General features: G+C 40.0%; 31 protein-coding genes and 1 pseudogene. 4 read left to right on the plus strand and 28 right to left on the minus strand.

Features of this window, described 5'->3' with window-relative positions; translation table 11 throughout:
* Positions 1 to 9: 9 nt before the first annotated feature.
* The 10 genes from resB to BMX30_RS10405 all read right to left on the minus strand — a co-directional run bounded on the left by resB (position 10) and on the right by BMX30_RS10405 (position 7,972).
* A complete protein-coding gene (resB, locus tag BMX30_RS10360; RefSeq protein ID WP_090744693.1) occupies positions 10 to 1,635 on the minus strand; it encodes a cytochrome c biogenesis protein ResB in 1,626 nt (541 codons plus the stop codon).
* Positions 1,636 to 1,662: 27 nt separating this feature from the next.
* Positions 1,663 to 2,184, minus strand: coding sequence for a thiol-disulfide oxidoreductase ResA (resA, locus tag BMX30_RS10365; RefSeq protein ID WP_090744696.1), 522 nt, complete (start codon positions 2,182 to 2,184; stop codon positions 1,663 to 1,665).
* Positions 2,185 to 2,244: 60 nt separating this feature from the next.
* Positions 2,245 to 2,976 (minus strand): 23S rRNA pseudouridine(2605) synthase RluB, encoded by a 732-nt coding sequence (rluB, locus tag BMX30_RS10370; protein WP_090744699.1) that lies wholly within the window; start codon positions 2,974 to 2,976, stop codon positions 2,245 to 2,247.
* A 171-nt stretch (positions 2,977 to 3,147) separates the two neighbouring features.
* Complete coding sequence (locus tag BMX30_RS10375) at positions 3,148 to 3,678, minus strand: spore maturation protein (protein WP_090744702.1); 531 nt, start codon at positions 3,676 to 3,678, stop codon at positions 3,148 to 3,150.
* A 6-nt stretch (positions 3,679 to 3,684) separates the two neighbouring features.
* Positions 3,685 to 4,272 (minus strand): nucleoside recognition domain-containing protein, encoded by a 588-nt coding sequence (locus tag BMX30_RS10380; protein ID WP_090744705.1) that lies wholly within the window; start codon positions 4,270 to 4,272, stop codon positions 3,685 to 3,687.
* On the minus strand, positions 4,265 to 5,404 hold the full coding sequence (locus tag BMX30_RS10385; protein WP_090744708.1) for a D-alanyl-D-alanine carboxypeptidase family protein: 1,140 nt from the start codon (positions 5,402 to 5,404) through the stop codon (positions 4,265 to 4,267). Before BMX30_RS10385 ends, BMX30_RS10380 begins: the two co-directional genes overlap by 8 nt.
* 140 nt (positions 5,405 to 5,544) lie before the next feature.
* Entirely contained in the window at positions 5,545 to 6,033 is a 489-nt protein-coding gene (locus BMX30_RS10390) for a YpuI family protein (protein WP_090744711.1), read from the minus strand.
* Between the two features lie 36 nt (positions 6,034 to 6,069).
* On the minus strand, positions 6,070 to 6,483 hold the full coding sequence (locus BMX30_RS10395; RefSeq protein ID WP_090744714.1) for a hypothetical protein: 414 nt from the start codon (positions 6,481 to 6,483) through the stop codon (positions 6,070 to 6,072).
* A gap of 159 nt (positions 6,484 to 6,642) precedes the next feature.
* On the minus strand, positions 6,643 to 7,221 hold the full coding sequence (scpB, locus tag BMX30_RS10400; protein ID WP_090744717.1) for an SMC-Scp complex subunit ScpB: 579 nt from the start codon (positions 7,219 to 7,221) through the stop codon (positions 6,643 to 6,645).
* Entirely contained in the window at positions 7,208 to 7,972 is a 765-nt protein-coding gene (locus BMX30_RS10405; protein WP_090744720.1) for a segregation/condensation protein A, read from the minus strand. Before BMX30_RS10405 ends, scpB begins: the two co-directional genes overlap by 14 nt.
* A gap of 159 nt (positions 7,973 to 8,131) precedes the next feature.
* On the opposite strand from BMX30_RS10405, the pseudogene BMX30_RS23920 reads away from it, so the two are divergent.
* A pseudogene (locus BMX30_RS23920) lies at positions 8,132 to 8,314 on the plus strand (DUF309 domain-containing protein); the annotation flags it as partial.
* A 56-nt stretch (positions 8,315 to 8,370) separates the two neighbouring features.
* On the plus strand, positions 8,371 to 8,505 hold the full coding sequence (locus tag BMX30_RS24080; RefSeq protein WP_280139957.1) for a hypothetical protein: 135 nt from the start codon (positions 8,371 to 8,373) through the stop codon (positions 8,503 to 8,505).
* 160 nt (positions 8,506 to 8,665) lie between these two features.
* On the opposite strand, the gene BMX30_RS10415 is transcribed toward BMX30_RS24080, so the two are convergent.
* From BMX30_RS10415 to BMX30_RS10500, 18 genes are all read right to left on the minus strand, one after another.
* Positions 8,666 to 9,043, minus strand: a complete 378-nt coding sequence (locus BMX30_RS10415; RefSeq protein ID WP_090744726.1) for a GNAT family N-acetyltransferase — start codon at positions 9,041 to 9,043, stop codon at positions 8,666 to 8,668.
* A 399-nt stretch (positions 9,044 to 9,442) separates the two neighbouring features.
* Positions 9,443 to 10,762 carry a diaminopimelate decarboxylase gene (gene lysA, locus BMX30_RS10420; protein WP_090744729.1) on the minus strand — a complete coding sequence of 440 codons (1,320 nt, stop codon included), beginning with the start codon at positions 10,760 to 10,762 and terminating at the stop codon, positions 9,443 to 9,445.
* 119 nt (positions 10,763 to 10,881) lie between these two features.
* Positions 10,882 to 12,303 carry a spore germination protein gene (locus BMX30_RS10425; RefSeq protein ID WP_090744962.1) on the minus strand — a complete coding sequence of 474 codons (1,422 nt, stop codon included), beginning with the start codon at positions 12,301 to 12,303 and terminating at the stop codon, positions 10,882 to 10,884.
* A 121-nt stretch (positions 12,304 to 12,424) separates the two neighbouring features.
* Positions 12,425 to 12,844, minus strand: a complete 420-nt coding sequence (locus tag BMX30_RS10430; RefSeq protein WP_090744731.1) for a stage V sporulation protein AB — start codon at positions 12,842 to 12,844, stop codon at positions 12,425 to 12,427.
* Positions 12,834 to 13,454, minus strand: coding sequence for a stage V sporulation protein AA (locus BMX30_RS10435; protein ID WP_090744965.1), 621 nt, complete (start codon positions 13,452 to 13,454; stop codon positions 12,834 to 12,836). Before BMX30_RS10435 ends, BMX30_RS10430 begins: the two co-directional genes overlap by 11 nt.
* A 572-nt stretch (positions 13,455 to 14,026) precedes the next feature.
* Positions 14,027 to 14,785: an RNA polymerase sporulation sigma factor SigF gene (gene sigF / locus BMX30_RS10440; RefSeq protein WP_090744734.1), complete on the minus strand. Its 759-nt coding sequence runs from the start codon at positions 14,783 to 14,785 to the stop codon at positions 14,027 to 14,029.
* A 12-nt stretch (positions 14,786 to 14,797) separates the two neighbouring features.
* On the minus strand, positions 14,798 to 15,238 hold the full coding sequence (gene spoIIAB / locus BMX30_RS10445) for an anti-sigma F factor (protein ID WP_090744737.1): 441 nt from the start codon (positions 15,236 to 15,238) through the stop codon (positions 14,798 to 14,800).
* Positions 15,239 to 15,241: 3 nt separating this feature from the next.
* Positions 15,242 to 15,592: an anti-sigma F factor antagonist gene (gene spoIIAA / locus BMX30_RS10450; RefSeq protein ID WP_090744740.1), complete on the minus strand. Its 351-nt coding sequence runs from the start codon at positions 15,590 to 15,592 to the stop codon at positions 15,242 to 15,244.
* Positions 15,593 to 15,741: 149 nt separating this feature from the next.
* Positions 15,742 to 16,914, minus strand: coding sequence for a D-alanyl-D-alanine carboxypeptidase family protein (locus tag BMX30_RS10455; protein ID WP_090744743.1), 1,173 nt, complete (start codon positions 16,912 to 16,914; stop codon positions 15,742 to 15,744).
* A gap of 345 nt (positions 16,915 to 17,259) precedes the next feature.
* On the minus strand, positions 17,260 to 18,564 hold the full coding sequence (locus tag BMX30_RS10460) for a pyrimidine-nucleoside phosphorylase (protein WP_090744746.1): 1,305 nt from the start codon (positions 18,562 to 18,564) through the stop codon (positions 17,260 to 17,262).
* Positions 18,565 to 18,598: 34 nt separating this feature from the next.
* Positions 18,599 to 19,423: a purine-nucleoside phosphorylase gene (locus BMX30_RS10465; protein ID WP_090744748.1), complete on the minus strand. Its 825-nt coding sequence runs from the start codon at positions 19,421 to 19,423 to the stop codon at positions 18,599 to 18,601.
* A gap of 12 nt (positions 19,424 to 19,435) precedes the next feature.
* A complete protein-coding gene (gene deoB / locus BMX30_RS10470) occupies positions 19,436 to 20,617 on the minus strand; it encodes a phosphopentomutase (RefSeq protein WP_090744751.1) in 1,182 nt (393 codons plus the stop codon).
* Between the two features lie 234 nt (positions 20,618 to 20,851).
* Entirely contained in the window at positions 20,852 to 21,745 is an 894-nt protein-coding gene (gene xerD / locus BMX30_RS10475; protein ID WP_090744968.1) for a site-specific tyrosine recombinase XerD, read from the minus strand.
* Positions 21,746 to 21,749: 4 nt separating this feature from the next.
* Positions 21,750 to 21,974, minus strand: coding sequence for a YqzK family protein (locus tag BMX30_RS10480; protein WP_090744754.1), 225 nt, complete (start codon positions 21,972 to 21,974; stop codon positions 21,750 to 21,752).
* Between the two features lie 398 nt (positions 21,975 to 22,372).
* Entirely contained in the window at positions 22,373 to 22,858 is a 486-nt protein-coding gene (gene fur / locus BMX30_RS10485; RefSeq protein ID WP_090744757.1) for a ferric iron uptake transcriptional regulator, read from the minus strand.
* Between the two features lie 119 nt (positions 22,859 to 22,977).
* The gene (spoIIM, locus tag BMX30_RS10490) at positions 22,978 to 23,619 is read right to left on the minus strand and encodes a stage II sporulation protein M (protein ID WP_090744759.1); all 642 of its coding nucleotides are present in this window, start codon (positions 23,617 to 23,619) and stop codon (positions 22,978 to 22,980) included.
* Between the two features lie 136 nt (positions 23,620 to 23,755).
* Positions 23,756 to 24,919, minus strand: coding sequence for a TIGR00375 family protein (locus tag BMX30_RS10495; RefSeq protein ID WP_090744761.1), 1,164 nt, complete (start codon positions 24,917 to 24,919; stop codon positions 23,756 to 23,758).
* Positions 24,916 to 25,470 (minus strand): NUDIX hydrolase, encoded by a 555-nt coding sequence (locus BMX30_RS10500; RefSeq protein WP_090744764.1) that lies wholly within the window; start codon positions 25,468 to 25,470, stop codon positions 24,916 to 24,918. Before BMX30_RS10500 ends, BMX30_RS10495 begins: the two co-directional genes overlap by 4 nt.
* 74 nt (positions 25,471 to 25,544) lie before the next feature.
* Between BMX30_RS10500 and mciZ the strand changes: the two genes are divergently transcribed.
* Positions 25,545 to 25,691: a Z-ring formation inhibitor MciZ gene (gene mciZ, locus BMX30_RS10505; protein ID WP_090744766.1), complete on the plus strand. Its 147-nt coding sequence runs from the start codon at positions 25,545 to 25,547 to the stop codon at positions 25,689 to 25,691.
* Between the two features lie 60 nt (positions 25,692 to 25,751).
* On the plus strand, positions 25,752 to 26,663 hold the full coding sequence (locus BMX30_RS10510; protein WP_090744769.1) for an aldo/keto reductase: 912 nt from the start codon (positions 25,752 to 25,754) through the stop codon (positions 26,661 to 26,663).
* Positions 26,664 to 26,683 lie beyond the last annotated feature (20 nt).

Here is a 26,683-nt window from a genome sequence, read left to right on the forward strand (position 1 = left end):
TTCTCCCCCTTAACCTTTCCTTCCTTCTTCAGACTGGTCTTCCGGAACCTCAATGCCCGTTCCATCGAAAACAGCTTCAAGCTCCCGCCTTAGTCCATGCCAGTTCTTATTCGTGTGTCCCGCTATCCACACTTTATTATCAATTCTTCTAATCCATATCCGTCGGTGATTCCAATAAGCACCTTGTGCGACACCAATCATAAAAATGACTCCACCAAGACCAAGAATCCACAATGTTAAATCTTTTCTCACTGTCAATCCGGAAACATTATTCGTTTCAACGCCCTTGAAAGTCATTTTATATTTATTATCCCCTAGAGGTTCAATCGTCTCCTGAATTGCCACAAAACTTACTTCCCCGTCAGGCTTATCTGGAGCTTTCATTTCAAACACAAAGGCTGGGTTATTTGGTACTCGTGATTTTGTTGCTGGCTCCCCATCTTCGTCAAATTCAAAGTCTGGGAAATAGCTTTTTACTTCTACAGAATAACCATTCCCCAGATCGTATTGTTCCTCCGGATTAAATAAATCAATTTGAATGTCACCAAACGAATCCCCTGTCTCTTTGTCCTGCAGAGAAAAAGACATTTTATGAAGTTCATTCAGTTTATAATCAACTTGGTACAGAGCTAGTCCATCCACTTTAAGTGGCTCATTCACTCTAATTTCATCGTCTCTTACTTTCACAAGTTCAGGCTGTTCCCCCGGAATCGTATCCCCTTCTTTCTCATAAAGAGTCACATTCGCCTGATACGTTTTCACTACGCCCCCGGCTCTTTCTAATGCCTGCTCGAATACTTCGCCATCCTTTTCCTTATCGTATAGCTCGACAATGAATTGATTGTTGGTCAAATAATATTGTCCATCAGTTTCAGGTATAGCTTTTGTTTCTCCTTCTCTAATCCATAGGGTTTTATCTACATACATTCCTGGAACAAAGCGAAGCATTCCTCCAATAAGGAATATAATCAGACCGATGTGATTAATATAGGGCCCCCACCGGGAGAACCTGTTTTTTTCAGCGAGAATATTGCCATTTTCCTCACGAATATTATAACGTTTGGAACCTAACTTACTAGTAATGGTTTTATAAACCTCATCCGATTGCGGAGCTTCTGATACCCCAAAAAGACGCTGTCTCCTTAAGAACCCCTCATGTCTAGTTACACGCTGGTTTTTCAATGCTCTATAGAGCGGTACCACCCGATCGAGGCTACAAATAACTAGTGATACTCCAATGGATGCTATAAGCAATAAATACCACCAAGAGCTGTATAAATTGTGGAATCCTAGTTCATAATAAAGCTTTCCAAACCATCCGTACTCATTTTCATAATGTTCTATCGCAGGAATATTTTGAGGAATATACATAACCTGCGGTAGAATTGTTCCAAATATCGAGGCTAGTAACGTAAGGACAATCAGCCAGACGCCCACCTTAACGGAAGAGAAAAAATTCCAAATCTTATCAATGATTGTCTTGTTATAGGTTTGTGACCTTCTAGCACTTCCTTCATAACGCATGTCAAGTAACTGTTTATTAATTTCTTTTTCCTCTAGTACTTTTCCGCATGACTCACAAAGAACGGTCCCATGTGGATTTACATGGCCACATTCACATTTAACTTCGTTCATCTCCAAATCTCCCCATTTTGCTCTCTATTAAGGTTGAATTTCCTCCATAAATTGATTAACAGTGGCCTGAGTTAACTCTCCCACATGTGAACGGACCACTTTTCCATCTTTATCAATCAAGAAAGTGATTGGTAGAGGATTGATGCCATAGGCAGTCTGAACCTCGCCCTTGTCAATCATTACTGGAAAACTTAGGTTATGACGTTCGATGAAATTATTAACGGCTAACTCTGACTCTCCTACGTCTACAGTTAAAACCTTTACTCCCTTATCCTTAAATTCATGGTAGGACTTATCTATATACGGCATTTCTCGCTCACAAGGCTTACACCATGTTGCCCAGAAATTAAGGAAGACACCTTCTCCGCGATAATCAGATAATCGGTGCTTCTGCCCATTCATATCCACTAGCGCAAAGTCCGGGGCTGTTTTCCCAACTGCCACTTTTTGAACATTATCCTTTGTGAAATTCGCATATAAAGTATAGCCAACCGCTGCTGCTAGAACCACTAGTATCATAGTTCTGATCACTAAACGTCTTCTTTTCAATAGCTCCGCCTCCCCTATTCCCAACTCATTATACCAAATAGACGGTGAAAATACGGAAATTTACTTGTTCCTTTTTTTCATTGCTAAGACCCGTAATTGTTTTACTTCGTGAGGAGTTAATTCTTTTGATTCTCCTGCGTTCAGGCCGTGTAGGTTTAATGTGCCGTACCGCTCGCGTTTTAGTTTTAAAACTGGATGACCAATGGCGTCAAACATGCGTCTTACCTGCCGGTTTCTCCCTTCGTGGATAATCAATTCCACGATTGATGTCTCATTCTTTTTATCTAATGATAATAGTTTTACCTTGGCTGGAGCCGTTTTACCATCTTCAAGAAGAACTCCTCGCTCCAAGGTCCTCAACTTCTCCTTAGATGGAACACCTTTTACTTTTGCAACATAGACCTTTTCTACTTCACTACTAGGGTGCATTAACAAATTGGCAAACTCACCGTCGTTGGTTAGCAACATAACACCTGAAGTATCATAATCTAATCTCCCTACCGGGTAAATCCTTTGTTCAATATGAGGAAAATAATCTGTAACTACTTTTCTACCCTTGTCATCACTTACGCTTGAAATTACTCCCCGCGGTTTGTACAAGAGAAAATACACCGGCTCCTCGCCCTCTAGAGGAATACCATTGACTTCAATTTTATCTGAAGACCCTACCTTAACTCCTAATTCCTTAACCACACTACCATTTACCTTCACCCTACCATCAAGAATCAATTCTTCTGCTTTTCTTCTTGACGCAATTCCGGCATGCGCAATCACTTTTTGCAGTCTTTCCAAGCTGGTCACCCCTATTTTTGTGTATCAAACTTCAATATTATTTTAGTATCAAGCTATCCTTAAGAATTATGACACAAAACCTACCGATTTCAAAGTACCACCTCTACCGATTTAAAAAAAGATGCCCTGTTAAAAGGCATCTTTTAGCTGTTATTTACTTTTATGGGCTACTTATCCAAAAATCAGTGTTACCACAATGATTGCTGCTGCAAAGCCAGCTAAATCGGCCAGTAATCCTACCTTCAGAGCATCCCCCATCTTCTTAATTCCAACAGCTCCGAAGTAAACAGTCAACACATAAAAGGTGGTATCGGTACTTCCCTGCAGTGTAGAGGCTAACCTACCTATAAAAGAATCAGGACCATAGGCAGCAATCATATCACTTGTCATTCCTAATGCGGCATTCCCTGAAATTGGTCTAATAATGGCCAGTGGGACGATATCGGCTGGGATTCCGACCTTTTCAAGGCCCGGCCTTATTATATCAATCATATAATCTAGAGCACCTGAAGCCCTAAAAATAGCAATCGCTACCATCATTCCTACTAAAAATGGAATAATGGATACGGCCATTTTTATTCCCTCCTTGCCCCCCTCAACAAACGTTTCATAAGTTGGGACCTTTTTAAATGTTCCATAAAGTAAAATAAACCCAATTAAAACTGGAATGAACCATAGGGAGATTACAGAAATTATTTGCATGCAGCGTCATCCTTTTCGGCTTCTTCGATAATAAAAGTATCTATCAATTAAAATCGCAGCAATCGTTGATATACCAGTAGCAATTAAAGTCGGACCGACAATTTCTGTTGGGGCAGCAGAGTCATAAGTAATTCGAATGGCAATAACGGTCGTCGGAATAAGCGTGATGCTTGAGGTATTAATGGCCAAAAAGGTGATCATCGAACGACTAGCCGAATCCTTCCCCCCATTTATCTTCTTTAATTCTTCCATAGCCTTAATTCCTAAAGGGGTTGCGGCATTCCCCAAGCCAAAGAGATTGGCCATCATATTGGAAAGAATATACCCCATTGCGGGATGTCCAGCGGGGACTTCTGGAAATAACCTAGTAATAAGCGGACGGAATAAACTGGCAAGCTTATCGAGCAAACCTGCCGTTTCCGCAATGCGCATCATTCCGAGCCAGAAAACAAGGATACTTATTAAGCCAATACATAAGGTTACCGCTTCTGAAGCACCCTTAAATACCGCCTCATTCACCTCCGCCATCGTCCCATTTATTGCCGCAAACACTAAGCCGATTACGGTCATACCAACCCAAATATAATTAACCATCGACCTTCATACCCAAAACAGAAGTAAACATATTCCGAAAAAAGTCAAAGAACGATTTCTTTTCCTCTGGTTGATGTTTAAAATAAATTGGCATTTCTTTAATAAGGTCACTGCCAAGATGGATCTCTGCTTTTCCAACGACATCAGGAACATTTCGTTCTTCTTCATTTTCTGGCGGATTAAGTAACTTATACTCTACCTTCACCATATCCTCTTCCTCTGAAGTTAATGGGTACTCAAAGGAATGCTCAAGATATACCTTCCCTTTATAAAAGGACTCTTTTACTTCTTTAATAGATCCTTCAGACAAGATTTCGGCAATATCATATTGGTCAAAGCCACTCTCAAACATATAGATATGGTCATTCCAATCATCCGGGCCGTTCAGGGTTACCGCAATTAGTTCAAAATCATCCTTAGCTGCAGTCGACACAAGGGTCCTTTTGGCCCTTTTCGTGTAGCCTGTTTTCCCACCTGTTGAATGCTTATATAACCCTGTCAAAAGTCTGTTTTTATTTTTCCAGACCCTTTCCCAAGATTCATTTGGATTTGGAGCACGGTGAATCTTAGTACCCGCAATTGTCCGATACGTTTCATTATTCATTGCATATCTAGTAAGTAAAGCCATATCATACGCAGTTGAATAATGGTCCTCATGATCATCTAAACCGTGAGGATTTGCAAAATGAGTGTTCTTCATGCCAATCTCTTCAGCCTTTTGATTCATTAAAAATGCAAACCCCTCGATGCTCCCGCCGACAGATTCTGCTATAGCGACAGCAGAGTCGTTACCGGATCTCAACATCAAACCATAGACCAGATCTTCAAGCAGAATTTTTTCACCTGGTTCCAGGTATAGCGATGAACCCTCAGTTCCGGCAGCATTTGAACTAACCTTCACCTTTTCATCGAGCTTCCCAGATTCAATGGCTAAGATGGCTGTCATTATTTTCGTAATACTCGCAATTCTCTCGGGTTCATGGGCTTTCTTCTCATAGAGCACGCGTCCACTCTGCTGCTCCATTAGAATAGCGTTTCTCGCGCTAACTGAACCTACAGCACCTGTAGATACAGGAAAATGATGTAATAGTAATACACCTAGTAGCAATACGATTATCCATTTCCTCTTCATTGAACAGACCTCGTCTCTCTTTGGCAGTTTGTACAAGTTTATGCAGGACAAGGGTAGTTATGACTCAAAAAAGAGTGGGATTTACACTAGGGTAGAGGGCAAAAAAAAAGAACGGCTTTTAACTTAGCCGTTCCTAGTTTTTATTTTGAATGTAGCATTTTTGTACGGTAATCCGTCTCATAATACTCGAGTTCTTCCCTGATTTTCTGGAAATCAGCTTCAAGAGAAGCCACTAGTTTTCTAAGGCTCATTGGTATGCCTTCTCTAAATTTAATTGAGTTTTTACCTGTATAAGCTGACCTACTATCCTCGTACCATGCATCGCTTTTAGGAGAAAAGAATTCTTCAATGCAGTGATTATAGATACGATATAAAGTCTTCTCCGCAGCAGCCTTTGAAAAAGGTTGTGCCTTGTCAATGACCTGGCAAGCGTCTAGACCCTCTTCACAGTAGACCGTTAGTTTACGAATGGTAGATAGAACTCGTTTGTAATATTCATCATTACCAGACTCTTCGGCTTCCAAGCTTTCTAACGTTGTTGTATTTAAAAAGTCCTCTAAACTCGAGACAGTTTGTCCGAGAAAATCTTTAACTTCCTTAATTTGTGTTTCAACAATTTTATTCCCCAAAAAGTACACCCCCATTATTTTTAAAAAGCGACACCGTTAAGCGGACATGAATTCCATGGAAGAACGGATTTCGTATCCTTTGTTCTCTTCAATATGTTGAAAAAGTTCGGCAAACTTACTAAAATCAAGCCCTTGAAACAGGAGATCAAACTCTCTTTCTGAATTTATATATACTCGTTTACGATGTCTCAATTCCGGATTTTTCAACAAACAGGTGATGGCAATAATTTCCTTAAAAGATACTTCACGGGAACCCGCCTTAAAAATGGGATCTTGCTCATAAGGTGTAAACTTATTTATCAATTCATCAAAATAGCGTAAATATAAAACATGTAGCGTCTTTTCTTCACCATCGTCTAAAAAAGTGACTTCACTGCGGTTAAAGAAGTCCTCAGATGTGTTTGATTTTTCCTTTTCAAGTTCATAACCACTGCATTGTTTAATAAACATACCTATCCTCCCTGGTTCATCTGTAGGTACACAAGCTATCTCTGCGATGATAAATATGCGTTGAAAGCTTTGCTGAATCACATGAATCATATACTAAGAATATTTTTAATTTTACCATATTCTCTGAACTTTGTCTTACCTAAATCAAAGCCATGAACGCTATAATTCTTTAAATTTCTCGAAAAACAAATCAGCCTCATCCTGAACTTCCTCATCCTCCATTTGCTCAGGTAACGGCGGTAGCTCAGCTATATTTTTCAAGCCAAAATAATCTAAAAATTCTTTAGTGGTCCCGTACAAGTAAGCCCTCCCTGCACCTTCTGCACGCCCTACTTCCTTTATTAAGGCCCTTGATGCTAGAGTTTGTAATGGTCTTTCCGTTTTAACTCCACGAATCTCCTCAATTTCTACCCTCGTTATTGGCTGTTTATAGGCAATAATCGCTAGGGTTTCTAACGCTGCCTGTGAAAGATTTGCTGTTCCTGGTGATTCAACAAGACGTTTTAAATAATCAGCATGCTCTTTTTTAGTGACCAACTGAAAAACACCCGCAATTTGAACAAGCATAATACCCCTATTTTCAGCATTTTCATACTCATGCTGCATTGCATCAACGATTTCTTGTGCTTTAATTTCATCCACTTCAAGTACACTTGCGATTTGCTTTAAAGAAAGACCTTCGTCACCAGCAGCAAACAAAACACTTTCAAGTATTCCTTTCCAATTAATGATATCCAATCTTGTCGCCCCCCTTATCCGCTGTTACAAAGATTTCAGCAAAATTCTGCTCCTGTTCAACCTGAATTTCCTGCCGCTTCATCAGTTCTAACACAGCTAGAAAGGTTACAACGATGTGACCTCGGTCAGGAGTAGGAAATAGATCATAAAAGCTTTTTCTTCCGCCCTGTTTTAAAAACTGAATAATCTCCTCCATCCGCTTTTCAATAGGGATTTCTTGACGAGTTATTCTAGTTGACAATGGTTTTTGTAGCTTCTTTCTTCTCACCAGCTTTTGATAGGCAGCAAGCATATCGTAGATACTTACATGACCATCCGGTTTTATCGACTCGGAATGCACTTCTTTAGCATACTCTGAAAGATCACTAGGTGGTTTTGTATACATCAAGCCACGATCTAGTTCTAGTGACTTAAACTCATTAGCTGCTTCCTTGTATCTTTTATACTCAATGAGCCTTTCCACCAATTCATCCCTCGGGTCTTCTTCGTCCTCAAACTCAAAGCTTTCCATTTCGTCCTCATGTTTAGGCAGAAGCATTTTGCTTTTAATCGCTAAGAGCGTTGCTGCCATCACCAAATACTCACTTGCTATGTCTAACCTTAATTCCTTCATTGCATGAATATAGAGAAGGTACTGCTCCGTGATTTTTGCGACCGGAATGTCATAAATATCTATTTCTAATCTATTTATTAAATGAAGGAGTAAATCGAGTGGTCCCTCAAACGCTTCAATTTTTACGTTATATTCCATTGTTTTTCACCAATATTCGTATAGTCTTTATATTTTTCTTATATAGTATAGAGGAATGACATGGTCATATCCATAAATATTTGACTAGCTAAACCACAATTCTGTTCAAGCTGAAAAATTATGATAAGCTATAAATATATTTAGCAAAGGGGGATGAAAATGGTTCCAAAGGCCTTTATTCAATACCTTGTCCATTTTCATGGAGACCGGGATTACTTTGAATGCCATGAAATTCTGGAAGAATATTGGAAGGAAAAAGATCCTGGAAATAAAGAATCTATATGGGTCGCTTTTATTCAGTTAGCTGTCTCTCAATATCATTACAGGCGTGGAAATTATTCCGGAGCATTGAGGACACATGATAAGGCAGCTATGATTTTTTCTAATGAAGGAGGAAAATGCCAAGAACTTGGAATCAATTATCAAGCTTTATTGGAGTTATTGGTGGAGCGAAGAACCTCCATTCTAGCAAGAACACCCTACAAGAGTATGAATTTGCCCCTCTCGGACAAATCGATAATCAACCAGTGTAGAAAATTTTGTCTACAGCAAGGGTTGATATGGGGAAGGGAGAGTAATATTCTTGATCAAAGCCTAATAAACAGACACTCTACTAGGGACAGATCTGACGTCATCCTCGAAAGGAAACTTGCTCTTGAAAAACGCAAAAAAAGAAAAGGCAGTGATTTTTAATTAATCACTGCCTTTTTCTGCCTCATTGGTTCTAATCGTTCCACATTTCTCAATAAAACCAGCTGTATCGGCATTCGGTAATACCTCTTTTTCAGCATACAGCTCTTCTAAGGAGCAAACCATCCTTTTACCAATCCCTTGATGGCGGTGCGAAGGATTGACGGAAATATGCTGGATTTGAAGGGTATTCTCATTGATAAACTGAATCCCGAGTAATCCAGTGATATCTTCGTCTTTCCATAAAAACAGCTGCCAGCTGTTATCTGATTCATATTGCTTCATCGTTTGCTGTAGCTTTTTTATGTCCTTTTCATTCGGCATGAATGATAGCAGACCCATTGCAATTTTTTCGAATGCTTTCTTATAACGAATCAACATATTAATCCCTCATTAATGAACTAAACATATAAATAATAATAACAAATTCAGTTTTTCCATAGCAAAGTGAATTTAAACCTTATGTAGTTTATGCATGAACAAGAAAGCAGGTTCGCTCTAAAGTACAATTGTTATAATCATACATAATACATTCAATTTCAGCAATTTATTTCTAGGTATTGTTGTTATTGATTAGGAACGATAACAAGCCAATAAAAGAATCCCCAAGCCATTGCAAATACCAGTAGGATTGCAAACAATAGCCAATTATTCCTTTTCATAAGTCCAACCTCCCATAGGATATTCTACAGCAACGGCATGAAAAAGCCAATTAATATTCTTAGATGTTGCTTACTTAAAGGGATATCCGGGGTAAAAAATAAGCCACCAATTGGCAGCTTATTTTTTTATTTTTTCTTTTAAAGGTAAATCTAATCTGACCATATCTTCAAAAGATTCGCGCTTCACAACCAGCTTAGCCTGGCCATTCTCAATGAAAACAACGGGAGGCCTCGGGATACGGTTATAGTTATTAGCCATTGAATACCCGTACGCACCTGTGCAGAATACAGCCAATAGATCGGTATGGTCGGACTTAGGTAATGGCAAATCCCAAATTAACATATCTCCAGATTCACAGCATTTCCCAGCAATTGAAACTGTTTCATCAGGCTCTACATTTGCCTTGTTCGCTAAAACGGCTTCATATTTTGCCTGATAAAGCGCTGGTCGAAGGTTATCGCTCATCCCACCATCTACCGCAACATACTGTCTTACATTAGGCACTTCTTTTCTTGATCCTATTCGATACAATGTTGTACCTGCGTCCCCAACCATTGAGCGACCAGGCTCAATCCAAATCTCTGGGGTTTCCATACCGAGCTTTTCTGCTTGGTTTTTAACTTCACCGATGATTTCTTCAACGTATTGTGAAGCAGGGATCGGGTCATCTTCCTTTGTATAGCGAATTCCGAAACCACCACCTAGGTTTAACACTTGGGCTTCGAACGCTTTTTCGTTTTTCCAATCTTTTAGCTTTTCAAATATTTTTCTGGCAGCAACAAGAAAGCCTGTTGTTTCAAAGATTTGCGAACCAATATGGCAATGAACGCCAAGAAGATTCAGATGCTTTGACTTTAACGCCGTATCAACTGCCTCATCAGCTTGTCCATTTTGCAGACCAAAACCAAATTTCGAATCATCTTGTCCTGTTAATATATAATCATGGGTATGAGCTTCAATTCCAGGAGTAACACGCAACAAGATATTTACTGTTTTCTCCCTTGGAGCACATAGTTCCTCTAAGATTTCTAACTCATAAAAGTTGTCAACTACAAAGCAGCCAATTTCCTTCTCTATCGCCATATCCAATTCTTCGAGACTTTTGTTGTTCCCGTGAAAATGGATTTTATCAGCCGGAAATCCTGCGGCAATTGCAGTATACAGTTCTCCACCTGATACCACATCGAGTGATAGTCCTTCCTCTTCAGCAAGCTGAACCATAGCGACAGTTGAAAAGGCTTTGCTAGCATAGGCCACTTGTGCCTTTATATTAAGATTCTCAAATGTTTTCTTAAAACTTCTTGCTCTCTCCCTAATCAATGCTACATCGTAAACGTACAACGGGGTTCCGTATTGCTCCACAAGAGTCACGGTATCCATGCCGCCTATTTCGAGATGTCCATGTTCATTTACCTTTCCCGTTCCATGAAATTGCATGTTCTTTCCCCTCATTTCATTCTCTCGTAAGGGAACATATATTTTTCGATTATTCCCACACTGACGATTAAAAATTAAAACTACTTTACCATAATTTAAGGGAACACGCAATTAGAGTATTATCCGTTTTTGGCAGGTTGTCTCTGTCGATTCCGTGCATGAACAATACTTGGACGAATTGTAGAACCTGGTACAGCCCGGCGGACTAGAATTTGCATACAAGCTTTCGGTGCAAATGGTAAAAACGGCCAAAGATACGGAGTGTTTAAAGACCGTATCCCAGCTAGCAGCAAAATCCATGCAGTCATGCCAATAACAAATCCCGGAACATGGAAAGCGGCAGTGGTAATTAACAAAAATAGCCTACCAATCTTATTCGCCATACTTAATTCATAACTTGGAGTCGCATACGTACCAATTGCTGCTAAGGCGACATATAGAATAACCTCTGGTACGAATAAGCCTACATCAATCGCTATTTGTCCAATCAGTACAGCTGCTATCAGACCCATCGCTGTCGATAGTGGCGTCGGCGTGTGGATAGCGGCTAGTCTTAAGAACTCAATTCCAATGTCCGCCATGAATATTTGTAATAATACGGGAATATTTGACTTATCATTTGGTCCAATGAAAGATAGGGCCTCAGGTAACAAATCAGGATTTTGGACAAATAAGTACCATAATGGCAACAAGATTAATGACGCTGCCACACCCAAAAAGCGAATCCACCGTACTAAAGTTCCAACACCTGGTGACTGTCTGTATTCCTCAGCATGCTGCAAATGGTGGAAGTAAGTAGTTGGTGTGATGATAACAGACGGTGATGTATCAACATAAATTAGAACATGTCCCTCTAGAAGGTGCGTAGCCGCTACATCCGCTCTTTCGGTATATCTTACTAACGGAAAGGGGTTGTAACCTTGTTTTACTAAAAACTCTTCCACCGTTTTATCTGCCATAGCAAGGCCATCAATTTCAATCGCTTCTAATTCCTTTTTAATAACTTTTATTAAATCAGGATTTGCCACATCTTTTATATAACCTAGGGCAATATCTGTCTTTGACCTTTCACCGACTTTCATGATTTCAAAACGCAGACGCTCATCTCGAATTCTTCTTCTAGTTAGGGCGGTGTTCACGATGATATTTTCGACAAAACCATCTCTTGAGCCACGAACAACCTTTTCCGTATCCGGTTCCTGTGGTTGACGCCCAGGATAGCTTCTAACATCAACAACGAGACCGATTCCTTCGCCTTCAACAAGGACAACAATTAAGCCAGACAATACCTGATCTACCACTTCGTCCATTGTTTTAACTTGTTCGACGGACTGATGGACAATACGGTTTTCCACGATACTCTGTAATTGTAAGGAAAGTTTTTCTGAATTATTAATACCTACAAGTTCTTTTACTATTTGAACAATTGGCGAAGTATCACATAACCCATTCACATAGTAAAAGTGGACATTTTTTTTAAGGATCTTTAGCTTCCTTACACCTAAGTCAAAGCTATCTTCTAGTCCAATCCTGTTTTTCATATAGGATTCGACTTCAGATAAGGATTCTGGAATTGGTAACTTATTCTGTGTTTTGCTCACAAAATCTACTCCTTTCAAGGATGACTCTATCTTTCTTCAACAAGGGCCATCATATTTGTAATTAACCGACGAAATAAACCCATTGAAATAGTGATCCTAACACCTTTCCAATGACGATAGCCATGATTAGAATGACGATTCTATCCTCGATACGAATTCGTTTTGCGAGGATTGGAAATACATTTAATGCTTCTGTTAATCCAGCAGCGAGCATTCCTACAAACGTTCCAGCAAAAAGACCGATAGGGATTGAAAGAAACCCAGTAAAATTAAAGGTTAGGTCCTGAAGACTGCCAAAAGTCCCAGCGATTGCACCTAAGACAACAGCCCATTCGTACAAGTAAACCATCCTCATCGTTTTTGTAAGCTGTGTCAACCTTGGAATCACACCGAGAACGACGAGAAACGCAACAAAACCTGCTCCAACCGCAAGTCCACCAGCAAGAGAAACAAGAAAAACAAAGAGAATTTCAATCGTCATCTAACCGCTTAACGCTTTCCTTATTTTCGTTAATAATTACATATTGATCTAGGGACTGTTGATAATTGAACATTTCAACTTCTAGCGGACTTGGTTCCTCATTCAGTCTTTTCTTAAAAACATGGTTAAAAAAGAGAATCATTCCAAGACCTAAACCGAAAGAATAGGGTATTTGGAAAAGAAGTGGTTTACTTTCGAATTTCCCTGTAATCATCATATAAATTCGTTGCTGAACAGCCTGCATACTAACATCTTCATGAAAGTTCATAATTGTAATTGCGGACCCAATAAATAGTAGCAACCAGACCATAATAAAGAGAGGAAATGATACCCTTTTTTTCTTATACATTACTTCTATAATGGTTTGAGTTGGTCCAACTGCCTGCACCTCGGTATCAGGATACAAGTTGGTAATCATTCTAATTATCCTCATTACATCCAGAATAATGACGTTGTTATCTTCCGCTGAAACCTTATAGACTGGAAGCCTTTCGAGCTTTTGATGAATTCCTTCCCTGGAAATAATTTGTGCGATATCCCTTAGGAAAAGTGAATCATCTACGTTCACCTGAACACGGTTCCGCATACGAATGTAAACTGTATTTTCCATCCCGTTCACTTCCAACACATAGTTTTCCTTGTATAACTAGTATTGGTTGGTTGTGTTTTTTCATGAAGTCCAAAAAATGGATAACGTAAACAAACACAATTCTAAAGCTGAATACTAAGTGTCTAGGTTCCGTTATTTAAATACAGTAAACTGTCACAATAAATATGGGACCCTGAGAGTTTGCTCATATTTGGTTAGGAAATCAGTTTAGGTACTGTGATCAATAAATAGAGGGAAAAAATTCCCTTAATTAATACTTGACACTGAAATTAGCTTAAAATAGAGGGAGAAACTCCACTTACTTGACTCGAAATACGGAGAAAATGGTTATTTTACTTAATATAGAAGGAAAAACTCCCTCTATTTACACCAAAACGAGCTCTAATCTGCATTTAACGGGAAAAATTCCACTTATTTTTCTATAAATGGTTACTCAATTAATGCCATGCCTTCTATTTAAATGAACTGGGCAGGGCAGGGCAGCTTACCCACCCAAGACTACCTCGGCCTTGGAGTTCCTTTTACGAAAACAGCCTTTTAGAAAAAGCTAGACGCAAAAAACCCACATGGCATCATTGATCCATGCGGGTCTTCATTTGCTGTAGAATTTTCTTTTCTAAACGGGAAACCTGCACCTGAGATATCCCTAATCTGCCAGCTACTTCTGACTGGGTTTGATCTTTGTAGTAGCGCAGATAGACAATTAATTTTTCTCTTTCATCGAGTTCGCCTATCGCTTCCTTTAGGGCAATCTTATCGAACCATCTGCCCTCTTCACCATTATCGATTTGATCAAGCAACGTGATAGGGTCTCCGTCATTTTCGTATACCGTCTCGTGAATCGATGACGGAATTCGACTTGCCTCCTGGGCAAGGATGATATCTTCTGGGGTTAGTTCTAGATACTCGGCCAATTCATTTACTGTGGGAACTCTCCCATAAGTTTTTGAAAGTTCATCCTTGGCCTTTCGTATTTTATTCGCCATCTCCTTCAATGATCGGCTTACCTTGACCGTACCGTCATCTCTGATAAAGCGCTGGATTTCACCGATAATCATAGGAACGGCATAGGTAGAAAATTTAACATCATATGAAAGGTCGAACTTATCGACTGATTTAAGGAGACCGATACTTCCTATCTGAAACAGGTCGTCTGGCTCATAGCCGCGATTCAGGAAACGCTGAACCACTGACCAAACGAGACGCATATTCTTCTGGACAATTAAATCCCTAGCGCCCTGATCTCCTTCATGGCTCCGTTTAATCAGTTCCTTGACTTCATGGTCCTTCAAATAGGCTTGACTGTTATCGTTTTTTACCTCAACATCCATATGCAGGACTCCTTAATTGCACAGTGCTTTACTTTTTAGTAAGTGTTTTTTCATGCGAATCTCTGTCCCAAAGGCTGGCTCAGAACGGACTTCTACTTCATCCATGAAATTCTCCATGATTGTAAATCCCATCCCAGATCGTTCCAACTCTGGCTTGGAAGTATATAAAGGCTGACGAGCCTCCTCTATATCCTGAATTCCAATCCCCTTATCTCTTATGACCAATTCGACTGTACCCTCTTCTAATAGAACAGAAATATATACCTTTCCATCCGGATTACTCTCATAACCATGAATAATCGAGTTTGTTACAGCCTCAGAAACAACCGTTTTAATCTCGGTTAATTCATCCACTGTTGGATCAAGTTGAGCAATAAAGGCAGCAACGGTCACTCTGGCGAACGATTCATTTTGACTTAAGGCGCTAAATTGAAGATTCATTTCATTTTTCATTTGTCACGCAACCCCCAATCTTTCTAAAGCATATTCTTCCGATATCTCAAGCCTAACAATCTTAAAAAGGCCGGACATATCAAATAGCCGTTTGATAGGTGGGGTAACTGCGCAGACAATCATTTCACCATGCAGTTGTTTTATATGTTTGTATCTTCCTAAAATGACCCCGAGACCAGAGCTATCCATAAAGGTTAAATGCTCGAGGTTAAGGATAATATGACGGACATTTTTTGCTTCTAGAGCTTTCGTTGCCCGATCACGTAATTCATCGGCTGCATGATGGTCCAATTCTCCGCTCAGACGAATGCACAGGACGTCATTTTTAATTTCCATATCAATGTTAAGACTCACGGATCGATTGCCTCCTTAATTGGTATAAGGAGTCAAATTCGCCACATGACCATTAATTCCTTCTCTACGGACAAAACTAGTGTCTATTCGCTAAAACTAGTTGTTAGGACTGTGTTTTCGACAGGATGTTTCAGAGAATTTCTATGCTGCTACTCTCCTGTTCTAGTGAACATGCCAAAAGCCCGCTTATAAAGCTGCCACCAGCTTGCTTTTTCAACAGATTCATTGGCAACAAGCTTTGTTTTCACCAATGTCTTCCCGTCTTGAACAAGCTTCAACGTACCGACTTCATCCCCTTTTTGAATCGGTGCTTTTAAGTTTTCCTTTAAAGAGATTTTCTCCTCGATTTTTTCAATGTTTTCTCCCTTTTTAGTTAAAAGAGAAATTCGCTCAGATGTAACAGCATCTATTAATTTTTCACTGCCTTTACTGATTTTGGCCTTTCCAATTACATGCCCTTTTTCATACATTGGATGAGATTCATATTGACTAAACGCATAATCTAGCATTTTCGTCACTTGCGCATTTCTTGATTTAGATGTTGAAGCTCCAAACACGACTGCCACGACACGCATTCCGTCTTTTTCAGCGGTTGCAGTCAGACAGTATTTTGCATCATTTGTAAATCCCGTTTTTAGACCATCTACTCCTGGGTAAAATTTAACCAAGCGATTCGTATTTACAAGCCAAAACTTCTTATCTGTATCTTCTCGAAGGTAGTCTTCATATTTACCTGTAAACTTAGTAATCATTTCGTATTTTAAAAGTTCCTTAGCCATCACTGACATATCATTAGCCGTACTGTAATGATCCTCTGTGGGAAGTCCCGTGGCATTCTTGAAAGCAGTATCTTTAAGGCCAAGCTCTTTTACTTTTTTATTCATCAATTTAACAAATTCTTCTTCAGAACCCGCTAATCTCTCAGCCATCGCTACGGAAGCATCATTGGCCGAACCAATAGCTATTCCTCTTAGCATCTCTTCTACTGTCATTTCTTCCCCTGGTTCAAGGAAGATTTGCGATCCACCCATTGAAGCCGCATATTCGCTCGTTCGGATTTTCTCATCCATCTTGAGTCTACCCTCGTCTACGGCTTCCATAATTAAGAGCATTGTCATGATTTTAGTCATGCTTGCCGGCGGGAGTTGTTCATTGCTGTTTTTTTCATACAGTATTTTACCTGTGTCCCGTTCGATTAGAATTGCTGATAAGGAGTCGTCAGCAAGCTGCACCCCATTTTCATTTGCAAATGTTGTCGTTGAAAACATTGAAGCAATCATAACGGAAACAATAATCAGACTGAATATACCTTTGCGTCTCATGGCCATAACCCTCCTATCTTTATAAGGACTATTTTTTCCACTAAAACCATTTTTATACAAATAAACAAATAAAAAAAAGAAGTGAAGACAAAAGCTTCACTTCTCAGGCTGTCGAGGTCGTTTTACTAAACAATCAACGACGTTAGTTTGTTATAAAATAGGTGATACATAGCTTGTTTATTCAACCTGTCTGTTGATTTCCGCTCCAGGCGCGAGCGGTTCGCGGGGGGGCACGGAGCGGAAATCAACAGGCCAGTTAGCGGCGCATTATTTGATTAAGTAGATTCCGACAAAACAAAAATTGCCGAGAAAGATACCCTTTCTCGACAATCTGCTAAATCTTCTTTATTCTGTTATCTCTTCATGAATAAGTACAGGTGCTTCAATTGCATCCTTTGCGAGCCTGATATTACTATATAGTATATCTTTTACTTCAGACACATCCTCAAAATTGCTATGGATGGTTAATAGGGAGTCACCTTTTTGCACTTTGTCCCCGATCTTCTTTCGAAGTACAAGACCCACAGCTAAATCAATTTGTGATTCCTTTGTTGCCCGGCCTGCTCCTAATAACATTGCAGCCGTACCAATTTCGTCGGCAACGATTTCGGACACATAGCCGTCCTCTTTTGCCTCTAGTTCTATTTTAAATTTAGCCTGTGGCAGCTTAGTTACATCATCCACAACAGATGCATCGCCACCTTGTGAACTTAAGAACACTTTGAACGATTCAAGCGCGGAACCGTCCTTAATGGCGCCCTCAAGCAGTGCACGAGCTTCTTTTAGCGTTTCTGCTTTTTTAGCTAAATAAACCATATGACTTCCTAAAGTTAAACAAAGCTCCGTTAAATCTTCAGGACCTTCCCCTTTAAGGGTATCAATCGCCTCTTGTACCTCTAAAGCATTGCCAATCGCAAATCCAAGCGGTTGGCTCATATCGGAGATAACAGCCATTGTGTTTCGACCGACATTATTCCCAATCTGCACCATTGCTTTTGCCAGTTCTCTAGAGTCATCGAGTGTTTTCATAAAAGCACCAGCACCTGTCTTAACATCAAGGACAATTGCATCTGCACCAGCAGCTATTTTTTTACTCATAATTGAACTCGCTATGAGTGGGATGCTATCAACAGTTGCTGTAACATCACGTAAGGCATATAGCTTTTTATCTGCAGGCGTTAGATTCCCACTCTGGCCAATGACAGCTATTTTATTTTTATTGACTAGTTGAATAAATTCCTCGTTGTCAATTTCTACATGGAAACCACTAACCGCTTCGAGCTTATCAATGGTACCACCTGTGTGTCCTAGACCTCTACCAGACATTTTCGCAACTGGTACTCCAACAGCGGCAACGAGCGGTCCTAAAACCAATGTAGTAGTATCTCCCACTCCACCTGTTGAATGCTTATCCACTTTAATGCCTTCAATTTTGGAAAGATCAATTTGGTCTCCCGATTTCACCATTGCCATGGTTAAATCAGCTCGTTCTTTTTCGGTCATCCCTTTAAAGAAAATTGCCATTGTTAGCGCGCTTACTTGATAATCGGGAATTGATCCATCGGTATATCCGTTAATGATAAACTGTATTTCTTCCGTAGAAAGCTCTTGACCATCGCGCTTTTTCTCTATTAAATCAACCATTCTCATTCATATCACCACTTACTAAGTATTTTGTCTTGAGTTAGGCTTTACCTATTTCATTTACAAGGTCTTTTACATAAAGCAAGAACGTTGCCTTAACCTTTTCCGTTGTCTCAATCACTTCATCATGTGATAGTGGCTGATCAAGAATCCCTGCTGCCATATTCGATATACAAGAAATCCCTAATACTTTCATTCCTGAATGTCTGGCTACAATGACTTCAGGGACGGTCGACATCCCTACTGCATCCCCTCCAAGGGTACGAAGCATGCGAACCTCGGCAGGTGTTTCATAAACCGGGCCTGAGTTACCTACGTAGACTCCCTCTTGCACCTTTATGTCTAATCGTTCAGCTGTACCTCTTGCCATTTTCCGTAATTCCTTTGAATACGCTTCGCTTAAATCTGGGAAACGCGGTCCTAACTCTGAATCATTTGGTCCTACTAACGGATTTGTTCCCATATTGTTAATATGATCTGAAATAAGCATCAAGTCTCCTGGTGAAAAGCTTTCATTCACTCCACCTGCTGCATTTGTAACAATCAAATGGTCGATGCCAAGCTCTTTCATTACCCGCACTGGGAATGTCACTTTATCCATGCTGTACCCTTCATAAAAATGAAACCGTCCTTGCATTGCTGCAACAGTAACCCCACTTAATGTTCCAACTACTAGTTGGCCTGCGTGACCTTCAACAGTTGAAACGGGAAAGTCAGGGATCTCACTGTAAGGAATTTTAACGGCATCTTCGATTTCGTCAGCAAGAATCCCTAACCCTGACCCTAGAATTAAACCGATTTTCGGCTGTTGACCAAACTTATTTTTTAGAAACTCTGCTGCATTTTGAATTTTACTTTTCTCCATTGTCTCCACCTCTTACTTTAATTCATTTATGAAGCTTTTACCGTATTTTGGCATTTCGACTTGGAAATTCTCTGCCACCGAAGCGCCAATATCAGCAAACGTCTTACGCAGCGGCAATTCCTTTCCTTCTGTCATTCCTTTTGAATAAACGAGTAATGGTACATATTCTCTAGTATGGTCTGTTCCAGGATGTACAGGGTCATTCCCGTGATCAGCTGTAATAATTAGTAAGTCGTCTTCTTTTAATTTTTCTAAAACCTCGGTCAATCTAGCATCGTACTCCTCTAAAGCCTTTCCATAACCAATTGGGTCCCGGCGATGTCCGAACAAGGCATCAAAGTCGACAAGATTTAAAAAGCTGAGACCGGTAAAGTCCATATTTAAAGTTTCTACCAACTTGTCCATACCATCCATATTGGAAACCGTCCGTAAGGATTGAGTTACGCCTTCTCCATCATAAATATCTGAAATTTTCCCGATTGAAATAACATCTAAACCGCCATCCTTCAACTCATTCATGACTGTTCGGCCAAAAGGTTTAAGTGCATAATCATGGCGGTTTGCCGTACGCTTAAAGTCTCCAGGTGATCCGAGGAATGGACGTGCAATCACACGACCAACCATGTATTTTTCATCAAGGGTCAGTTCTCTTGCGATTTCACAAATGTTATATAGTTCCTCAATCGGAACAATCTCTTCATGGGCGGCAATTTGCAAAACAGAGTCTGCAGAAGTATAAACAATTAAAGCACCTGTTTTCATATGCTCTTCGCCTAATTCATCAAGGATCTCAGTTCCACTTGCAGGTTTATTTCCGATGATCTTTCTACCCGTTTTTAATTCAAGTTCTGAAATCAATTCTGCTGGGAATCCATCTGGGAATACCCGAAACGGTGTATCGATATTAAGACCCATTATTTCCCAATGGCCAGTCATCGTATCTTTTCCTACGGATGCTTCTTCCATTTTCGTATAGTAGGCTAGCGGCTTTTCTGCCTTTGTCACGCCTTTAATTTCTCTAATATTACTTAACCCAAGCTTTCCCATGTTCGGCATATTCAGTCCGTTCATCCGCTCTGCAATATGGCCTAGAGTATCTGAACCTATGTCACCAAATTCAGCTGCATCCGGTGCTTCACCAATTCCAACTGAGTCCATTACAACTAGAAAGACCCGTTTATATGTATATGGCATTGTATCTCCTCCTTAAAAATAAAATAAAAACCTCATACTATTTTTACCCCAATTGCTGTTTATTAACCTGACGACCTTTGATTGAAGTCAGAAGTCTGACATCTCAATCTTACTAATCTTCCTTCTGAAAAACAAGAAGAAAGCTGCCATTTTTTTTGGCAGCTTTTTGAACTTCTTTTTATGGCATCTTCCCCCATGAATGAATGCTGTTGGGTAGATCTATCTATCAAACTCCTAAGCTCGTGGATGGAATTTGCTATAGACATCTTTTAATCGCGTTTTTGTCACATGTGTGTAAATCTGCGTCGTTGAAATATCCGCATGTCCTAACATTTCCTGGACAGCTCTTAAGTCTGCTCCATTTTCAAGGAGATGCGTTGCAAATGAGTGCCTTAAAGTATGTGGGGTCAATTCTTTACTTATATTCGCTTCTTGTGTGAGCCGCTTTAGGATTTTCCAAAATCCTTGCCTGGTCAGTCTTTTTCCATGAAAATTCAAAAACAACGCTTCATCTTTATGCCCTTTTGCAATAAATTTAGGTCTGCCTTTTTCAAGATATTGCTCCAATGCCGTAGTAGCTGTTCTTCCAATTGGGATGATTCTTTCCTTATTCCCTTTTCCAATACATCGGACAAAACCCATCGTCAAATGAACATCGGACATGTTAAGGCCAATTAATTCACTAACCCTGATGCCCGTGGCATAAAGAAGTTCGAGCATGGCCTTGTCTCGATAGCCAAAATGGTCAACTAACTTGGGAGAATCTAGAAGGGTCTCAACCTCTGGGAGACTTAACACTTTTGGCAAGCTTCGTTCTAGCTGTGGACTCTCAATGTGGACCGTTGGGTCGTGTCCAACAATCTTTTCACGTAGTAAAAACTGATGAAAGGCTCGCACTGAAGCAACATGCCTAGCAATTGTCTTCGAAGACTTGCCACTATCCTTTAAATAGGCCAGGAAGTGAACAATTTGCGCCCTTTGGGCATATGCTAAATCCGTCATCTTTTCATTCGACTGTAAAAAGGCCAGATACCCTTTTAAGTCACGTTCATAAGAGATAACCGTATTTCTTGAAAGTCCCTTTTCTACAACTAAAAAGTGGATAAAGTCTTTGAGATGCTCGTTCATCATATTACTCTCCATTCAAATAAAACAAGATCAGCCGATCAATCATTCCGGGTTCAGAATCAGAATTCCGACCTGAAACTTTTACCGCTGCCCCTTGAGGTTCATCGTAACGATGATAATTTTGATACTCTTCATTTACCCACATAATACCATAATAAAAGAGAATCGTGCATCCTGTGAAAAAGATAAACACTTTAAACGCATGTAGAATCAATGATACGATTTTCATATAAATGCCCCCGAAATTGGCTTAATAGTACAAGATATGCCAAGGTGGACAAATTATATACATGAAAGCTTATGAAAACAGGAATCTTTTAATTTCATTGGTCTCCTAGGTGCTTACAATGTAGGAAAGTCAGGGCACCAACAAGGATCATTGGTGACCTAAGTAGGAAGAGCCAGAGGAGAAAGGGCACAAAGAGGGTCTATTGGTGCCCTAAGTGGGTAGAGTCCAAGGAAAGAAAGGGCACCAACAAGGCCCATTGGTGCCCTAAGTGGGTAGAGTCCAAGGAAGAAAGGGCACCAAGAGGGTTGATTTGTGAAGATATTTTCTAAGTGCCTGGTACTGGAGCAAAATAGGCACAAATAAAAAAACCCTTCCTCACCATGAGAAAGAGTTTTCTTTTATGCTTGTTCAGCTGTTTCATTCAATTCTTCGGACTTATCAGTGCCTTTGTCCTGGCACCGGTAACAGATTCCATGAAAAGTCAAACGGTGGTCCTTAATTTTAAAATTCCAGTCCCGCTCTACAATTTCCTCGACATCATCTAACAAGTCTTCTTGGATTTCATCCACTGCTCCGCATTCTATGCAGACAAGATGATGGTGGAAATGGGCCGCACCTTCTTGGCGAAGATCATATCGGGAAACGCCATCCCCAAAGTTAATTTTATCAACAATTTTTAGTTCAGTTAAAAGTTCAAGGGTCCGATACACCGTAGCAAGACCGATTTCAGGAGATTTTTCTTTAACAAGAAGATAGACGTCCTCTGCACTTAAATGGTCTTCTTCATTTTCCAACAGGACACGAACAGTTGCCTCACGTTGAGGTGTTAATTTATAGCTGGACGAATGCAGCTGTTTTTTAATTCTTTCAATTCTGTTTTCCATTTAGATAGTCTTCACTCCCCCGCCCACTGTCAATTTTCATTATAGCAGAATGAAAAGGAGATTCATAATAAAATTATTACAAATTAGAAAACGGAATGATTCTTTTTTTAGAATCATTCTCAACCTACTGACAGAATCACAGCCTTCAGTAATGCCGGGGAAATCAGTGCTTCGATTCCTGCTGCAACAGCAACCAATATAAGGGCACCTGCAAAAGAAGTTAAATATCTAAAAAACAACGGCAATACGGGTTGATTAATTTTCTTCATAAATTGATTGCGAATCATTTTTAAAGAGAACATCACACTCAGAGCTGCCATAATAATAAAAACCGGGATAATGACCAGATTTTGTGGCAAAATCGACACAAAGGATAGTAAAAATCCATTCCACCCCATTTGATTAACCAGAAAGCCGACGGTAAAGCCGACCGTCACCCCTTTTATAAATAACATAATCAGAATAACCGGAAGTCCGATGATTGAAATCCCTAAAATCCAGATGAGTCCTATAAATTTACTGTTATGGAAGAAGCTTTGAAAAAACAGATCTTTTGCTGCGTTGACTTCCCCATCAGCTGCTTGTCCAAAAAATTGAGACAGATAATAAAACAAATCCTCTTTTTGTGTAAAGCTAAGACTATTTACAATAACAGCTCCAAAGATGACTCCCATCAAAAATAACACGACAACAAACAAATATATAGAGGAATATTCACGGAGATGATTGGCTGCGACGTTCTGGTATTTTCTTTTCTTCATAGCTTTTCCCCCTGCATGATTGGATATTAGATTTTATGCAGAAGATAGGGTTCTATGACTAGCATTTTATAGATTATTTTACTAGGAAGTTTTGATAGAACTCCGCAAAGAGGGGCTCTTAGCCCCGGTTGCCGAATTATAAATGAATGATTTTTCCGTACTTGCCGCCGCCACCGGCATGGACTTTAAGTTCGCCACTACGGGCTTTTACTATTAATTCTGCTATTTTCGTTGGTACCGTCTCTATTAAAGCTGACAATGGAACCTCGTGTAGGACCGCCATTTCCGTTCCAAAGTGGTCCATCAGTCTTTCTAGCAATTTCGGCCCTAAGCCAGGAATGAATTCAAGAGGAACCTGGTGAATATAAGGCGGACGCGATGCCAGGAGGTGATCTGTTGATTTTAATTCTGATATTCGATCTGCAACACCTTTTATGAAACGCGAATGACCGCACTCTTCACATAGACCTCCACCCGAAAAAGGAGCCGTACAGTTTGCACAGACCGTTCGGTGGTACTTCCCAAGTAAAGGGTCTAGTCCGTAATTTGCTTTCACCATTCGTTCATCTTCCTTTTTTAGAGCTTTGCTAAACTCCTTAAAAGAAATTTCTTGCATCGCGATTTTTTGATACTCTCTCGCAATTTTCGCCAGAGAATGGGCATCAGAATTTGTTAGGAACGTGTACCTATTAAGTTCAGCTAGTTGTTCTGCCATCGAAGTGTCTGAACTTAACCCTAGCTCAATCGCATCAATAAGCAGTGGATCAAATACTTCCGTAAGCGAACGCTTTACTCCCTTTCCATATAAACTCTTAAACGGAGTGAAGACATGGGCTGGTATAAACAAGCCATCTAAGTCCTTTGTCTTTTTTTGAAGTTCTTTTCCGGTGACATATACACGCTGTGAACTTAGATGAATATTTTTCAAGTGAAGCTTCAGCCATTCAGAAAAGAGACGCATTTTCTTAAGAGTAGGGAAAAAGCATAGGACATGAATTAGACCCGATGTTTCTTCACTATTGATCTCTAATTCTGTTCCGAGCAAGATACCTAATGTACCATACTTGAGTCCCCCATCCGGGTGCTCCGTTATCTCACCGACAGCTACTAATTCTTCCAATTCATTTAGTACTTCAGGAGAATGACAGTCAATAATCCCTACGATATCCAATCCTTTAACATCCCTTGCATGAGCAATGATGTTCGACAGCGTCAATGTTTTTGATCCTGTAATTTTCACCGCTTTGCCTGACTTTGTTCTTCCAATATGGATATGCAAGTCTGCATAGTATTCGTTCATTTTGTCTTAAGCGCTTCCTTTAACTGCAAATATTGGACAGCAAAGGCCGTTTTTGCGTCGTAGATTTTTTGATTCTTCATTAGTTCTAATGCCTCCTCAAGCGTTACTTCAATTAAGTTCACAAACTCATCCTCATCAAGTTCCGCTGCGTTTACTTTCTTATTAAGCCCCGTTGCTACATATAAATGTACCAATTCATCTGCAAACCCAGGTGATGTATAAAATGAAGTTAACCAATCTATTTTTTCGCATTCATACCCTGTTTCTTCCTCTAGTTCACGAACGGCACACACCTCAGGCTTTTCTCCTTTTTCAAGCTTCCCCGCAGGAATCTCTACAAGCGTGCGCTCTAAGGCTTTACGATATTGCTCGACCATAACCACCTTCTTATCGTCAGTTAAGGCAATAATCGCTACAGCACCTGGGTGCTTAATGATTTCTCGTTTTGAGGTTTTGCCATTTGGAAGCTCTACCTCGTCAACCTGAAGGCTAATAATTTTGCCTGTGAAAATTTGTTCCGTACTTAATGTTTTTTCTTCAAGCGAGCTCATTTTTCCACTCCTGTTCTAATCCGTTATCAAATGCTCATACATTTTATCATACTCGCATATAAGGTGGGATGGAGATGAAAGTGTACGTTTATGAGAATGGGTTCATGATGTCTGGCAAGGCCTGGGAAATCAAACAGAAATTAAACGAATATAAAAAAGAATATGTTTATGTAAAAGATTGGGTAGAAGCTGTCTCTAAGAGCGTTCCCCGTTCACAATAGTTGTAGTCCCCTACTTTTCTTCGTTAGAATAGAAGAAAATATAGCCGGGGGTGACTTCACATGAAAAAGCGACAATTAGGCAATTCAGACTTATATGTAAGCGAGTTAGGGCTTGGATGTATGTCGCTAGGGACGGATGAAAAAAAAGCTCAGGAAATCATTGAGGCCGCCCTTGATACTGGGATCAATTACTTTGACACGGCCGACCTTTATGATTTCGGTGAAAATGAACGACTTGTTGGTCAGGCATTAAAAAATGTTCGCGAAAATGTCATCATCGCAACGAAAGTAGGCAACCGTTGGAACGATACTAAAGACAGCTGGAGCTGGGACCCATCGAAACAATATATTAAAGACGCGGTCAAATCTAGCCTCCATCGTCTACAGACAGACTATATCGACCTTTATCAGCTCCATGGTGGAACGATTAATGACGCAATCGAAGAAACGATTGAAGCATTTGAGGAGCTAAAAAAGGAAGGGCTTATCCGATACTATGGCATTTCCTCCATTCGACCAAATGTCATCCGAGAATATATCAAAAAATCTAGCATTGCTTCTGTCATGATGCAATACAGTATTCTTGACAGACGTCCCGAGGAAGAAGCCCTACCAGTACTACATCAAAATGGAAAAAGTGTTGTTTCAAGAGGATCTGTTGCAAAAGGACTAATAAGTGACCGTTTTTCTGAGAAACTTTCTGAAAAAGGGTTTCTAGATTACAGCCAGGAGGAACTTCAAAAACTACTTCCGCTTTTAAAAGAAAGATTAGCCTCTTCAAGATCGCTTGAGGAAGTGGGGCTTCAGTACAATTTAGCAAATCCAGCCGTTGCCTCTGTCGTAACAGGTGCAAGCTCTGTTGAGCAGGTGCGAGCAAATGCACAGGCAGTCCTCTCTCCTCCCCTTACCGACGAGGAAGTGGACTTAATCAAAAAGCTAACCAAAGCCAATCTTTACAGTGACCATCGGTAATACTATAAATTAAAAAAGCA

Origin of the sequence: Mesobacillus persicus, from assembly GCF_900109925.1 — a bacterium.
Classification (GTDB): Bacteria; Bacillota; Bacilli; order Bacillales; family Cytobacillaceae; genus Mesobacillus_B; species Mesobacillus_B persicus.

Coding starts and splice junctions, on each gene's coding strand:
- resB (WP_090744693.1), bottom strand. CDS start 1,635: ATGAACGAAGTTAAATGTGAATGTGGCCATGTAAATCCACATGGGACC.
- BMX30_RS10375 (WP_090744702.1), bottom strand. CDS start 3,678: ATGCAAATAATTTCTGTAATCTCCCTATGGTTCATTCCAGTTTTAATT.
- BMX30_RS10380 (WP_090744705.1), bottom strand. CDS start 4,272: ATGGTTAATTATATTTGGGTTGGTATGACCGTAATCGGCTTAGTGTTT.
- BMX30_RS10385 (WP_090744708.1), bottom strand. CDS start 5,404: ATGAAGAGGAAATGGATAATCGTATTGCTACTAGGTGTATTACTATTA.
- BMX30_RS10395 (WP_090744714.1), bottom strand. CDS start 6,483: ATGTTTATTAAACAATGCAGTGGTTATGAACTTGAAAAGGAAAAATCA.
- BMX30_RS10405 (WP_090744720.1), bottom strand. CDS start 7,972: ATGGAATATAACGTAAAAATTGAAGCGTTTGAGGGACCACTCGATTTA.
- BMX30_RS24080 (WP_280139957.1), top strand. CDS start 8,371: ATGCCAAGAACTTGGAATCAATTATCAAGCTTTATTGGAGTTATTGGT.
- BMX30_RS10415 (WP_090744726.1), bottom strand. CDS start 9,043: ATGTTGATTCGTTATAAGAAAGCATTCGAAAAAATTGCAATGGGTCTG.
- lysA (WP_090744729.1), bottom strand. CDS start 10,762: ATGCAATTTCATGGAACGGGAAAGGTAAATGAACATGGACATCTCGAA.
- BMX30_RS10425 (WP_090744962.1), bottom strand. CDS start 12,303: ATGAAAAACAGGATTGGACTAGAAGATAGCTTTGACTTAGGTGTAAGG.
- BMX30_RS10430 (WP_090744731.1), bottom strand. CDS start 12,844: ATGACGATTGAAATTCTCTTTGTTTTTCTTGTTTCTCTTGCTGGTGGA.
- BMX30_RS10435 (WP_090744965.1), bottom strand. CDS start 13,454: ATGGAAAATACAGTTTACATTCGTATGCGGAACCGTGTTCAGGTGAAC.
- sigF (WP_090744734.1), bottom strand. CDS start 14,785: ATGGATGTTGAGGTAAAAAACGATAACAGTCAAGCCTATTTGAAGGAC.
- spoIIAB (WP_090744737.1), bottom strand. CDS start 15,238: ATGAAAAATGAAATGAATCTTCAATTTAGCGCCTTAAGTCAAAATGAA.
- BMX30_RS10455 (WP_090744743.1), bottom strand. CDS start 16,914: ATGAGACGCAAAGGTATATTCAGTCTGATTATTGTTTCCGTTATGATT.
- BMX30_RS10460 (WP_090744746.1), bottom strand. CDS start 18,564: ATGAGAATGGTTGATTTAATAGAGAAAAAGCGCGATGGTCAAGAGCTT.
- BMX30_RS10465 (WP_090744748.1), bottom strand. CDS start 19,423: ATGGAGAAAAGTAAAATTCAAAATGCAGCAGAGTTTCTAAAAAATAAG.
- deoB (WP_090744751.1), bottom strand. CDS start 20,617: ATGCCATATACATATAAACGGGTCTTTCTAGTTGTAATGGACTCAGTT.
- xerD (WP_090744968.1), bottom strand. CDS start 21,745: ATGAACGAGCATCTCAAAGACTTTATCCACTTTTTAGTTGTAGAAAAG.
- BMX30_RS10480 (WP_090744754.1), bottom strand. CDS start 21,974: ATGAAAATCGTATCATTGATTCTACATGCGTTTAAAGTGTTTATCTTT.
- fur (WP_090744757.1), bottom strand. CDS start 22,858: ATGGAAAACAGAATTGAAAGAATTAAAAAACAGCTGCATTCGTCCAGC.
- spoIIM (WP_090744759.1), bottom strand. CDS start 23,619: ATGAAGAAAAGAAAATACCAGAACGTCGCAGCCAATCATCTCCGTGAA.
- BMX30_RS10495 (WP_090744761.1), bottom strand. CDS start 24,919: ATGAACGAATACTATGCAGACTTGCATATCCATATTGGAAGAACAAAG.
- BMX30_RS10500 (WP_090744764.1), bottom strand. CDS start 25,470: ATGAGCTCGCTTGAAGAAAAAACATTAAGTACGGAACAAATTTTCACA.
- mciZ (WP_090744766.1), top strand. CDS start 25,545: ATGAAAGTGTACGTTTATGAGAATGGGTTCATGATGTCTGGCAAGGCC.
- BMX30_RS10510 (WP_090744769.1), top strand. CDS start 25,752: ATGAAAAAGCGACAATTAGGCAATTCAGACTTATATGTAAGCGAGTTA.